This is a genomic window from Pseudomonas sp. AB6 (genome assembly GCF_034314105.1).
In the GTDB taxonomy this organism is placed as follows: domain Bacteria; phylum Pseudomonadota; class Gammaproteobacteria; order Pseudomonadales; family Pseudomonadaceae; genus Aquipseudomonas.
This window is the reverse complement of record NZ_JAVIWJ010000001.1, coordinates 1,773,483-1,786,124: the sequence shown is the minus strand read 5'-3', so window position 1 is coordinate 1,786,124 and position 12,642 is coordinate 1,773,483. Positions and strand designations below refer to the sequence as shown.

12 protein-coding genes are annotated in these 12,642 nt (G+C 56.1%); 10 read left to right on the top strand and 2 right to left on the bottom strand.

Annotated features, from left to right (window positions below):
- Positions 1–50: 50 nt before the first annotated feature.
- The gene (locus RGW60_RS08575; RefSeq protein WP_322203781.1) at positions 51–755 is read left to right on the top strand and encodes a YebC/PmpR family DNA-binding transcriptional regulator; all 705 of its coding nucleotides are present in this window, start codon (positions 51–53) and stop codon (positions 753–755) included.
- A 145-nt stretch (positions 756–900) separates the two neighbouring features.
- Here the strand turns inward: RGW60_RS08575 and RGW60_RS08570 are convergent, their stop codons facing one another.
- On the bottom strand, positions 901–2,214 hold the full coding sequence (locus RGW60_RS08570; protein WP_322203780.1) for a leucine-rich repeat-containing protein kinase family protein: 1,314 nt from the start codon (positions 2,212–2,214) through the stop codon (positions 901–903).
- Positions 2,214–2,768, bottom strand: a complete 555-nt coding sequence (locus RGW60_RS08565) for a TetR/AcrR family transcriptional regulator (protein WP_322203779.1) — start codon at positions 2,766–2,768, stop codon at positions 2,214–2,216. Before RGW60_RS08565 ends, RGW60_RS08570 begins: the two co-directional genes overlap by 1 nt.
- 106 nt (positions 2,769–2,874) lie before the next feature.
- On the opposite strand from RGW60_RS08565, the gene RGW60_RS08560 reads away from it, so the two are divergent.
- From RGW60_RS08560 to kdpA, 9 genes are all read left to right on the top strand, one after another.
- A complete protein-coding gene (locus RGW60_RS08560; protein WP_322203778.1) occupies positions 2,875–4,110 on the top strand; it encodes an MFS transporter in 1,236 nt (411 codons plus the stop codon).
- A 99-nt stretch (positions 4,111–4,209) separates the two neighbouring features.
- Entirely contained in the window at positions 4,210–6,102 is a 1,893-nt protein-coding gene (locus RGW60_RS08555) for a propionyl-CoA synthetase (RefSeq protein ID WP_322206874.1), read from the top strand.
- A 107-nt stretch (positions 6,103–6,209) separates the two neighbouring features.
- Positions 6,210–6,653: a hotdog fold thioesterase gene (locus RGW60_RS08550; protein WP_322203775.1), complete on the top strand. Its 444-nt coding sequence runs from the start codon at positions 6,210–6,212 to the stop codon at positions 6,651–6,653.
- A 112-nt stretch (positions 6,654–6,765) separates the two neighbouring features.
- Positions 6,766–7,575, top strand: a complete 810-nt coding sequence (locus RGW60_RS08545) for an alpha/beta hydrolase (protein ID WP_322203773.1) — start codon at positions 6,766–6,768, stop codon at positions 7,573–7,575.
- Entirely contained in the window at positions 7,572–8,426 is an 855-nt protein-coding gene (locus RGW60_RS08540; RefSeq protein ID WP_322203771.1) for an alpha/beta hydrolase, read from the top strand. The genes RGW60_RS08545 and RGW60_RS08540 overlap by 4 nt, the downstream gene beginning before the upstream one ends.
- 127 nt (positions 8,427–8,553) lie before the next feature.
- Complete coding sequence (locus tag RGW60_RS08535; protein ID WP_322203769.1) at positions 8,554–9,372, top strand: DUF4892 domain-containing protein; 819 nt, start codon at positions 8,554–8,556, stop codon at positions 9,370–9,372.
- An 84-nt stretch (positions 9,373–9,456) separates the two neighbouring features.
- Positions 9,457–10,518, top strand: a complete 1,062-nt coding sequence (locus RGW60_RS08530) for an AI-2E family transporter (RefSeq protein WP_322203768.1) — start codon at positions 9,457–9,459, stop codon at positions 10,516–10,518.
- A 309-nt stretch (positions 10,519–10,827) separates the two neighbouring features.
- Positions 10,828–10,917, top strand: a complete 90-nt coding sequence (kdpF, locus tag RGW60_RS08525) for a K(+)-transporting ATPase subunit F (protein ID WP_297835929.1) — start codon at positions 10,828–10,830, stop codon at positions 10,915–10,917.
- Positions 10,918–10,925: 8 nt separating this feature from the next.
- Positions 10,926–12,620 carry a potassium-transporting ATPase subunit KdpA gene (gene kdpA, locus RGW60_RS08520; RefSeq protein ID WP_322203766.1) on the top strand — a complete coding sequence of 565 codons (1,695 nt, stop codon included), beginning with the start codon at positions 10,926–10,928 and terminating at the stop codon, positions 12,618–12,620.
- Positions 12,621–12,642 lie beyond the last annotated feature (22 nt).

Sequence of the window (12,642 nt, the reverse complement as noted above, 5' to 3'; positions counted from 1 at the left end):
CCTGCTGACAGCTAAGGCGGTAGTTATCAGCCACGGACCAAGAGAAAAACATGGGCGCACAGTGGAAGGTCAAGCATAAAGAAGCGGCATCGAATGCCAAAGGTCGAATCTTTGGCAAGCTGTCCAAGGAAATCATGATCGCTGCCCGAACCGGTGCTGATCCCGACATGAACCCACGATTGCGGTTAATCATCGAGCAGGCAAAGAAAGCATCAATGCCACGTGAAACACTTGAGCGCGCGATAAAAAAAGGCGCTGGGCTTCTGGGCGAAGGCGTTACATTTGAGCGCCTGACTTACGAAGGATTTGCGCCGCATCGGGTGCCCGTGATCGTGGAATGCCTGACCGACAACATTAATCGCACGGTGTCTGAAATTCGTGTGTTGTTTCGCAAGGGGCAACTAGGTGCCGCAGGCTCGGTGTCTTGGGACTTCAACCATCTGGGAATGATCGAAGCTGTGCCCGCGACGCCGGACGCCGACGCTGAATTAGCTGCCATTGAGGCAGGTGCTCAGGATTTCGAACCAGCCGAAGAAGGCGCTACGCTGTTTCTCACTGAGTTAACCGACCTGGACGCTGTGTGCAAGGCGCTACCGGAGTTTGGTTTCACCGTGCAGTCGGCGCAGTTGGGGTATCGTCCCAAAAGCACGGTTGATGGCTTAAGTGATGAGGAAATGGCGGATGTCGAGGCGTTTCTTGAAGCGATTGATGGGCATGACGATGTGCAGAACGTGTACGTAGGGTTGGCCGGTTAAGCTGCTCAGCCGGGTTCGTAATTTGAAAACGACGCATAAATTATTGACTAAAAAATAACTGTAAGAGCTGCCGAAGGCTGCGATCGACCAGGAACCGATCGCTGCTTTACCCACTTGCCAATCGCAACGCTGCAAGGCAGCTATATTAAAGCTCTCGCAATACCCGGTTAACCTCTGCGAACGACGGCCTTGCCAGAACGTCTGGCTGAGTGCACTTGTGTTGAAGAGCGTTCAGTCCTGCCACTTCCCGCGATCCGCAGCGTTTCGTCAGTTCATCCAGTAAAATTCCAAATGCCCGAACTTCAATCCGCTCCAGCAGTGCCGGTTGCTCTGTCTGTCCAGTGGGGTGGAATGACGCTGCACCGAAGTCTCCTAACAGGCAATCGCCGTCTTGGCTGAACAAAATGTTATGAGCGTACAAGTCACCGTGGCTGAGGTGGCTGGCATGGAGGTGTTCAGCGGCCGAGGCTATACCCCGGGCTAGCCGTAGCGCGGTTTCCAAGGTGAAGACGGTATTCAATGGATAGACATCCCGCGTACAGGACTCAAGGCTCGGCGGCCCGGCGAGGTTTTCGAAGTGTGGGGCGATGAGTTGCATGACTAAACCGGTTTGATCGCTAGGGTGTTCTGCGATTTGCCCTTCGACGCCAATCAGATTCGGGTGCGAACCCGCCGCGATACAGGCCGCCATCTCGTTCAGTGGGGAACCGTCGCTGGTGATGCTGCCTTTATAAAGTTTCACCGCCACCAACGTCTCCAGTTGTTCCGGTGCTCGCCACAGCGCCTGCTGGATAACTCCGGAAGCGCCTTCGCCCAATAGTTGCTGCACGGCCAGGTGCGACCAAATGATTTGCCGGATGGGCGTATCCGCGTGGTAGGTGGGCAGCGGGTTACCCGCGTAGGCCAGCCAAGCCAGTGCAGGCAATTTTAATAGCCAGTCGGGAAGCGCGGTTAGCTGATTGGCGGAGATGCGCACCAATTCGAGTTGCGTACAGCGAGCAAGGGACGCCGGTAATGTGTGCAACTGGTTGCCCGCAAGCATTAGCTTTTGCAAGGCGCCGCAGTCACCGATAGCCTCGGGCAAGGTTTCAATGCAATTGTCGGTCAGGATCAACCAGCGCAGCAGTGGTGGTAATGCCTGGGCCGGAATGTGTCGAATTTGATTGGCCTTGAACCCGATGATTTGCAATTGACTGCAATGACCGATACACGGCGGCAGCTCGGTGAACTGGTTTTCCGAACAAAACAAGACACGCAGTTTTTGTAAACGGTAGAGGTCCGCTGGCAAATTACGGAGTGCATTACCACTCAGGTTGAGAATTTCAAGTGTGTCAGCAAGGTCGAAAATTTCTACAGGAAACTCTAGTAGCCCACAGGACAAATCAAGGCGTTTGATGCCGTTAAGTTGGCCTGCACGAAGGCGTTCAAGGGTGTGTGGTCGACGATCGGCATCCATCATCAGCAGTGCCGGACCAGACAGATATCAATTAACTGAAACATTCGGTCTATGGCGGGGGGCGCCTCTGCGTACAGGATTCGGTAAATCATCGGCGCCACAATCGCGTCCACAAGGTCTTCGGCAGGGGGTGTTGCCTCGCCGCGTGCGATTGCACGATCGACAATGATTTGAAGCTGATCGCGGACAATAGTCGCACATTTGCCTGAACGACCTGCAGCGCTCGCGACAACGTCCCGCATCATCTCCCGCCCGGCAACGGAGTTCATATCGTCTAAATATTGTTCGGTCCAGCTCTGCAGATCGTCGCGGAGGTTGCCGCAATTAACCGGTACGTCCGGGCGCAAGCGCTCTAGCGCAGCGTCTGCCAGCAAACTGGTCAGGTCGCCCCAACGCCGATATATGGTGGATGGCGTCACCCCTGCGCGGGCCGCAATCATCGGTACGCTAAGAGTTGAACGTTCATGCTCAAGCAACAGATCGCGGATAGCGGCGTGGATCGACTCTTGAACACGGGCACTGCGGCCGCCCGTGCGAATACCTTCTTTAATAGCCATACGGCAGACCTTAACACAAAGAATTTGCTTTAAGAGGTGTTGCGTTGCACACTCACAAAAGCTAAATATTTGCTTTTGTGCCGTGATTTGTCTGGAGAGTGTAACCATGTCCCACCCTTTGCAAAACCCATCTGACGCAGCTCGCGGTCGTAGCAGTTTAGGGTTTCTGGCCATTACCACACTGAGCTTTTTCGCCGCATCCAGTTCACCAACCCCGCTTTATCACCTGTATCAGCAAAATTGGGGCTTCTCGGCGGCGATGCTGACCCTGATATTCGCCGCGTATGCATTGAGCTTGTTGGTTGCATTATTGGTAGTGGGCTCGTTATCGGATTATCTCGGCAGACGTCCGGTGATCTTCGCTGCGCTATTGCTACAAATTCTATCAATGGCGTTATTTATCGGCGCTACAGACGTGAGCTGGTTGCTGTTGGCGCGGTTGCTTCAGGGTTTTGCCACGGGAATGGCGGCCAGCGCACTGGGAGCTGCGTTGCTCGACTGTGATCAGGTTCAAGGCCCGCTGGTCAATAGCGTAGCGCCGTTGTTGGGGATGGCAGGCGGTGCGTTAGGAACCAGCGTGTTGGTGGCCTACGCCCCGATGCCATTGACGCTGGCATTTATCGTGCTTTTAGCCGCCTTTGTGCTGCAAGCGGTGTACCTGTGGCGATTGCCGGAAACGGTGAGTCCGCAACCCGGGGTGTTCGCCTCGCTAAAACCGACGCTGAGTGTGCCGCCGCAGGCACGGCGTACCCTTTGGCTGATTCTCCCAGTCGACATCGCTGCATGGGCACTGGGCGGGTTCTACCTGTCCTTGACACCGTCGCTCTTGGCGGCGGCAACGGGTTCAACCTCAGTGATGAATGGTGGACTGGCCGTGGCAGCGCTCACCTTAAGTGGCGTGTTGGCAATTCTTAATCTGCGCAGACGGCCGCCGGTACTGGCTTTGTTCGTTGGCGCGATTTGCTTGGGCATCGGCGTGGCGGTGATTTTGCTGGCGATTAACAGCGGTTGGCTGTGGTTGTTTTTCGTCGGCACTGTGATCGCTGGCTGTGGCTTCGGCTCTGGTTTTCTGGGTGCCATGCGCTTACTGATGCCGCTGGCTCATGCCCATGAGCGCGGAGGGTTGATGTCGACGTTTTATGTGCTGAGTTACTTGGCATTTTGTCTACCTGCATTGGTTGCAGGCTTGTCTGCGCACCGCTTCGGCCTGATAGCCACCGCAAACGTCTATGGTTTGGTCGTTATTGTGCTGGCGGCCCTGGCTTTACTCGGTTTATTCATCCAACGGTTGGCAAACACCCGTTCCCTGCAGTGCGGCTTACATGACCGACAAAAGTCGTAGCTGAAATTCGCCGGGTATCTGCTACGTTCATCTGTGTAAGGCCTTTCTCGCAAGCCCAGAACAAGAACAATCACAGGGATACCGATGAGCCAGCAGCCGATGAACTACGTCCAAAGTCACGCGCATTCGATTGCCGATCCCGAAAGTTTTTGGGCCGAACAAGCGCAGCAGGTGGCTTGGTATCGCAAGCCCAGCAATATCCTTGAGACCTTGGCCGACGGCACGCACCGCTGGTTCGGCGATGGCGTACTTAATAGCAGCTACCTGGCGCTGGATTATCACATCGAGCAAGGGCGAGGCGAGCAGACGGCGTTGATCTACGACTCGCCGGTTAGCTACAACAAAGTTCGTTATAGCTACCTCGAATTACGCGATGAAGTGGCACGTTTGGCCGGACTCTTGCGTCAGTTGGGTGTGGAAAAAGGCGACGGCGTGATTATTTATATGCCAATGGTGCCGCAAGCGGTAATGGCGATGCTGGCCTGCGCTCGGTTGGGTGCGGTTCACTCGGTGGTCTTTGGCGGTTTTGCTGCCAATGAACTGGCGCTGCGCATCGACGACGCCAAACCCACGTTGCTGCTGACCGCATCTTGCGGCCTCGAATTTGACCGGGTGATTGAATACAAACCCCTGGTCGACAAAGCGTTAGAGCTAGCCCGTCATCAGCCGTGTCAGGTAGTGGTGTTGCAACGTCCGCAGGTCTTGGCAATTTTGCAGGCTGGGCGTGACCTGGATTGGGACGTTGCGTTAGTGGGTATTGAGCCGGTTGATCCGGTGCCTGTCGCGAGTACCGACCCGCTCTACATCATGTACACGTCAGGCACCACGGGTAAGCCCAAGGGCATTGTGCGCGAAAACGGCGGCAATGCCGTGGCATTGATCTTCACCATGGCCTCAATTTATGGCATGCAAAGAGGCGATGTCTGGTGGGGAATTTCCGACGTCGGCTGGGTCGTGGGTCATTCACTGATTGTTTATGGGCCGTTGATGGCCGGGTGTACGACGGTGTTGTATGAGGGCAAACCGGTCCGCACGCCGGATGCGGGAAGCTACTGGCGGATGGTCGAGGAATATCGGATCAACGCCTTATTTTGTGCGCCGACTGCCATGCGAGCGATTCGCAAGGCCGACCCCGGCGGCGAGCTGATCAAAAACCGCGACCTGAGTTCGATTCGCCATTTGTTCCTGGCGGGAGAAAAACTCGACTCCAGCACCCATGAGTGGCTCGAGCAACTGACCGGCAAGCCAGTCCTCGACCACTGGTGGCAGACCGAAACCGGTTGGCCGGTCACGGCACCCTGCGTGGGTCTTGACGGCCACCGTCCTGGCCCTGGTTCAAGCAACCGCGCGGTGCCGGGTTACGACGTTCGAGTGATGGACGAGCACGGGCAATTGGTGGGGCCGGGTGAGCAAGGGTCAGTGGTCATTGCCTTACCGCTGCCTCCGGGTTGCAGCCAGACCCTGTGGAACGATCATTCGCGCTACCTTGAGGCTTATTTACAAAGCTTTCCCGGTTATTTTCATACCGGCGACGGTGGTTATGTTGATGACGAAGGTTTTGTTTACATCATGGGCCGCACTGACGATGTGATTAACGTCGCGGGCCATCGGCTGTCTACCGGGGAGATGGAGGACTTGGTTGGTCAACATCCGGCCGTCGCCGAGTGCGCAGTGATTGGCGTGCATGACGAGATCAAAGGCCAAGTGCCGTTAGGGATGATTGTGCTCAAGGACGGTGTCGAGCAAAGCAGCGCGCAGCTCCAGAGCGAAATGGTTGCCCTGGTGCGTGAAAAAATCGGTGCCCTAGCCTGTTTGCAACGGATCGTGGTGGTCAAGCGTCTACCCAAAACCCGCTCCGGAAAAATACTGCGTGCGGTTCTGCGCAAAATTGCCGATGGAGAGGTGTTTACACCGCCGTCGACCATTGACGATACAGCCATTCTGGCGGAGATCGGTGTTGCACTGGGCATGCGGCCCAACAACCGGCCTTAATCAACGGCATTGTTGCAGAATGAAACGAGCGTTCGAAAACGCTACTATGCGCAATCGACTCCATTTTCGGCGCTCGTCAATCAAGCGCCCTGACTCAAGGATTTAACATGAGCTTGTGGTTTAAGACCCCGGATATCGAACACCTCAATGCGATGCAGAAGAATACCATCGGCGAATTGTTGGACATTAGGTTCGAAAGTCTCGATGACAATTCGATCACTGCAAGCATGGTGGTTGATCACCGAACTCATCAGCCGTATGGACTGTTGCACGGCGGTGCGTCAGTGGTGTTGGCTGAAACCGTGGGTTCGACGGCCAGCTACCTGTGCATCGACCCGAGCAAATTTTTTTGTGTCGGTCTTGAAATCAACGCCAACCACCTACGCGGTTTACGCAGCGGTCGAGTCACGGCAGTCGCCCATCCCGTTCACATAGGTCGCACGACTCATGTCTGGGACATCCGCCTGACCAGCGACGAAGGCAAGGCCAGTTGTATCTCGCGCTTGACCATGGCAATAGTGCCGATAGGCGAGCAACCACCGGTTCGTTAACCCAACGTGCAATCCTGTCCTAACTGTCACTCTTCCTGGCGGATACAGTCATTGCCGCGCGCGTGGCGGGTGCGCACAATTGCCACTGGGTTTTCGTTATGGACGCGCTCGTATGCCGCAACAGGTATTTTTCGCTCACGCAAACGGTTTCCCGTCGGCCACATACGGCAAACTGTTTTCCGCGCTGGGCCCGGAGTTCGTCGTTTCGCATTTGCCGCAGCACGCACACGACCCCCGATTTCCGGTGGACGACAACTGGCTGAATTTGGTCGATGAGCTGATTTATCACCTGCAACTTCAACCAGAACCGGTTTGGGGCGTGGGACACTCGTTAGGTGGTGTGTTGCATTTTCACGCGGCGTTGCGCTGTCCTGAGTTGTATCGCGGTGTGGTGATGCTGGACTCCCCGGTGCTCACGTTGGCCGATCAACTGATGATCCGCGCGGCTAAACGCTTTGGTTTCATTGATCGCATTACGCCGGCGGGACGCACCCTAGGTCGTCGGGAAGCGTTCGCTGACATGGCCGCTGCCCGCCAGTATTTTGCGGGCAAAACACTTTTTCGACGTTTTGATCCCGAATGTTTCGATGCCTATCTGCTACATGGGTTACAGCAAGACGGTGAGCAATTGCGCCTGCGTTTCGACCCGGCAACGGAAATTAGTATTTACCGCAGCGTGCCACACACCAGCCCCGGCCGTGCCCAGCAGCTGCAAGTGCCGCTTGCCGTGGTTCGCGGCAAACACAGCCGAGTCGTCATGCGTCACCACACCCGTTCGGTAAAATACCTGCCGCTGGGTGAATCGTTATCCATGCCTGGCGGTCACATGTTTCCCCTGGAGCGTCCTCAGGAAACCGCTGACTTGCTTAAGCAGGTGTTCACACGTTGGAATCTGGCGCGTCCCGCGAAGGCCAGCGCATGAGTATGCCTGTTGAAGAAGTCCGCCTAAGCTTGCCCCATATCGAATTGGCCGCCCACCTGTTCGGGCCGCAGGACGGTCAGCCGGTCATTGCCCTGCACGGTTGGCTAGACAACGCCAATAGTTTCGCGCGCTTGGCGCCGCACCTAAAAGGGCTGCGCATCGTTGCTCTAGACCTGGCCGGGCACGGGCACTCCGACCACCGTCCGCTGGGTTCCGGCTATACGTTGTGGGATTACGCCCATGATGTTTTGCAGGTGGCACAACAGCTCGGCTGGCAACGCTTCTCGCTCATGGGGCATTCCTTGGGCGCAATTATTTCAGTGGTACTGGCCGGTGCGCTGCCTGAGCGGGTCACGCGCCTGGCCTTGATTGATGGGGTGATCCCGCCCACCGGCGAAGCGGACAGCACCGCCGAGCGAATGGGTATGGCGTTGCAGGCAAAGTTGAATCTGTCTACCAAACGCAAGCCCGTCTACCCTGACTTGGACAGCGCAGTACAGGCCCGAATGAAAGGGGTGGTGGCCGTCAGTCGGGAGGCCGCAGAGCTGCTCGCCCAGCGTGGATTGATGCCGGTACCCGGCGGTTACACGTGGCGCAGTGACAGCCGCTTGACCTTGGCGTCACCGATGCGTTTGACCCGTGATCAGGCGATGGCCTTCGTCAAACGTGTTAGTTGTCCGACGCAATTGGTGGTGGCCGGGCAGGGCATGCTCGCGCAACATCCTGAGTTATTGTCGCAACTCCCGTTTGAAGTCATGACCCTTGAGGGCGGTCACCATCTGCATTTGAATGACGAAGAGGGCGCACGCTCTGTTGCAGACTGTTTCAATCGCTTTTACGCCGATCCTTGACTTGCGGCAGGCAACTGCCGAGGCTGGGCGGATTGAAACAGGAGATGATCTTGATGGACCACTGCCCCGTCGTTACTTGCAACCCCTTTCAGTCCGCCCCCGCCTTAGCGACCCAAGAAGAGCACGTATGCGTTTACTGAGTGTTCTTACCGCCTCGATCAGCAGTTCATTGCTAAGTACCCTTTTATTTGCCGCCGATGTTCCGGGCAGCCATGACTTGGAGATCGTTCCACGGGTTCTGGATTCGGAAATCGTCGACTACCGTCCGCCCATGGACCAGCAGCGGATTTATCCGCTGGGTTCCGTTCGTAAGGTTAGCGGTCAGTTACGCTTCGAAGGGCAGGTCGCCGCCAAAGGTCTTGCGACTGCCGTGACGTATGAATTACCAGCCGGACATACCTCCGACGAGGCTTTCACCGCCGCGCGGGAGGGGTTGCAAAAGCAAGGCGCCGAATTGCTGTATTGGTGCCAGGCACGAGATTGTGGCGAAAGCAGCTTGTGGGCCAATGAAGTATTTGGTAACTCCAAGTTGTTCGGTGCCGATGATCAACAGGCGTATTTGTTGCTACGCCTTGCTGCCCCGAAGGACGACACCTTAGTGGCCTTGTATGGCATTACCCGTGGCAATCGTCGTGCGTACCTACACGTTGAACAGTTTGATTCCGACGCACCGTTGGGTGAGTTGCTACCCACCTCCGCGACCTTGCTGCGTCAATTGAAAAGCACCGGAAAACTAGAGTTTCCGAAACTGAAGGGTGAACCGCAGGACCCTTGGACGATCTTGATTTCCCGTGCGCTCAATCTGGACAGCACTTTGCGGGTCACGGTATCCGGAGCACATGGTGAGGTTTGGCGTCAGGCGTTAATTGCCAACAGTGTCCGTGCGGCACGTCTTGAGACAGGTAGCGCTGACAAACAGGGTTTGGTTGTCGAGCTTATTCGCTGAAACCCTTATTCCCCTCTCGAACACTGGCGCTGTTGGTGTTCGCCGTTATGCTTACAGCCTCCGCTTACTTATTCGGGATAACCCATGCTCAATAATGATCGCCTGTTGGTGCAGATACTGCTCCTGGCGCTGCTGGGTGCATGTCTTTGGGTGATGGCGCCATTCTGGTCGGCGCTGTTCTGGGGCGCGGTGTTGGCATTCGCCAGCTGGCCAATGATGCGTGTGCTGACCCGCTGGCTTAACGGACGCGAGTCATTGGCGGCAGGATTATTGACGCTGATATGGATGTTGCTGGTGGCGGCTCCATTGGTATGGCTAGGTTTTAACCTGGCTGACCACCTTCGTGATGCCACGCTCTTTATCAAAGATGTGCAGGTCGATGGCCTGCCAGAGCCTCCCTTGTGGTTGGCCGGGCTGCCAATCATCGGCGAACGACTGGTAGGTTATTGGAACACCATTGACGAGCAAGGTGCTGCGGCAATGATTGCGATCAAGCCCTACCTGGGTCAGGTCGGGAACTGGTTGTTGGCGCGCAGTGCGCAGATCGGTGGCGGGATACTCGAAACCACGTTGAGTCTGGTGTTCGTGTTTTTCTTCTACCGCGACGGCCCGCGACTGGCCGCCTTTATCCTCAGCTTGTTAGAGCGATTGATTGGTGACCGAGCTCATTATTATTTGGATCTGGTGGCCGGTACGGTTCAACGAGTGGTGAATGGGGTTATCGGTACGGCCGCTGCCCAAGCAGTATTGGCGTTCATTGGCTTTTTGATTGCCGGCGTTCCGGGCGCGATGGTGCTGGGGATTGGTACCTTTTTGCTCAGCCTGGTGCCGATGGGCCCGCCGCTGCTGTGGATTCCCGCCACCGCGTGGCTGGCCTGGAAAGGCCAATACGGCATGGCGATCTTTCTCGGCATTTGGGGCACGTTCATCATTAGCGGCGTCGATAACGTCCTCAAGCCCTATTTGATCAGTAGGGGAGGAAATTTGCCGTTGGTGATCGTTCTGCTGGGAGTATTTGGCGGGTTGTTAGCGTTCGGTTTTATCGGGCTGTTCATTGGTCCAACATTATTGGCGGTTGCCTACAGCCTTCTGATCGACTGGACCGCTTCAAAAAACAAACGTCCCGGCACTCCAACCCTTCTCTGATCCGTCGACCTGACTCGCATACAGAACGCAGGAAGCCTGTTCTGTCTGCGGGGCTTGGGAATCGTCTATATGTCTCGGGTTTGACACACCTGGCGGTTTGATGTCAGGGCGATACGTCGCTGGCTTTCGCCAATCACCGCGCCGATCAATTTGTCTCGCCACCCAGCGATCTCAAGCCTGTAAACCCTCGCTTTACGCCTCTTTTTACATTTTCTTTATGCCCAGAAGCAGTCGTCGATCTCGTTCCTTTACGCCCTCAATACCGACAATTACTCACACGCGGCAATTGCCGTACGACGGAGAATTTTCATGAGCGTTCTGGACGGGGTGTCACTGCTACTGGCCGCAGGGTTGTTCATTTACTTGATGGTGGCGCTGTTACGCGCCGACCAGCACTAGGAGCCGCCATGCACAGTTATGACTATCTACTCATCGTCGCCTTCTTTGCGTTGGTTTTATTGCCAGCGCCTTGGTTGGGACGATTTTACTATCGCGTCATGGAGGGTGAGCGAACCTTCTTGACCCCGGTGCTGGGGCCGATTGAGCGCGTTTGTTATCGCCTGTGTGGGGTTGATCCAAAAACCGAACAAAACTGGAAAAGCTATACCCTGGCCTTGCTTGCTTTTAACCTGGTGGGCTTTATCGTGTTGTTCGCGATTCTGTTGTTCCAAGGCAGCTTACCGCTTAATCCGCAGCAACTGCCAGGCATGGAATGGTCTCTGGCCTTCAACACCACCATGAGTTTTGTCACCAACACCAACTGGCAGAGCTACAGCGGTGAAGCATCGCTCAGCTACCTAAGCCAGATGGTCGGCCTGACCGTACAGAACTTCGTCAGCGCCGCCACCGGCATCGCGGTACTGATTGTGTTTTGCCGTGGCATCAGCCGTCGCTCAACGCAAAACCTCGGTAACTTCTGGGCGGATATTACCCGCGCGACCCTTTACGGGCTGCTGCCGTTGTGTCTGATCCTGGCGCTGTTCCTGGTTTGGCAGGGCGTGCCACAAACCTTCGCCCATTACATTGATGCCGTGACATTGCAGGGTGCGGATCAAAGCTTGCCGATGGGGCCTGCTGCCAGCCAGATTGCGATCAAACAATTGGGCACCAACGGGGGTGGTTTTTTCGGGGTTAACTCGGCGCATCCGTTCGAGAACCCGACGGCCTGGAGCAACCTTATAGAGCTGGTGTCGATCATCTTGATCCCGGTTGCGCTGGTGTTCACCTTTGGACACTACGTCAAAGACCTGCGCCAAAGCCGGGCCATCATGGCCTGCATGCTGACGCTGTTCCTGATGGGCGGCGCAACGGCGATGTGGGCTGAGTATCAGCCGAATCCGACGTTGAATATCGCTTCGGTTGAGCAGACTGCACCCCTTGAAGGTAAAGAAACCCGCTTTGGCACTACCGCTACTGTGCTCTGGGCTACGGCAACCACAGCGGCGTCAAACGGTTCGGTTAACGCTATGCACGACAGCCTGAACCCACTGACCGGCATGGTGACACTGGCCAACATGATGGTCGGTGAAGTGATCTTCGGCGGTGTCGGCGCCGGCATGTACAGCATGCTGCTTAACGTGCTGATTGCGGTATTCCTGGCCGGATTGATGATTGGCCGCACCCCGGAATACCTAGGTAAAAAGCTGCAAGCTTATGAAGTCAAGTTGCTGGTCGCAACCTTGATGGTCATGCCTGTCGGTGTACTGGTATTTGGCGCGCTCGCAGCAAGCTTGCCGGGTCCGGCGGCGGGAATCAGCAACCCTGGCGCCCACGGCTTCAGTCAGTTGCTTTACACCTACACCTCGGCCACGGCTAACAATGGTTCAGCCTTCGGTGGCTTCAGTGCTAACACGTTATTCCACAACCTGATGCTCAGCCTCTCTATGTTCCTCGGGCGCTTCGGCTACATCCTGCCGGTGCTGGCACTGGCAGGCAGTCTGGCGGCGAAGAAAACCGCGCCGCTGGGCCTCAATAGCTTCCCGACTCACGGCACGTTGTTTGTGACGTTGCTGACGATGACCATTTTGCTAGTGGGTGGCTTGTCGTTCCTGCCCACGCTGGCACTGGGACCGATTGCCGAACATTTGAGCATGGGCTTCTGAGGATTAGATGATGTCTATTTAT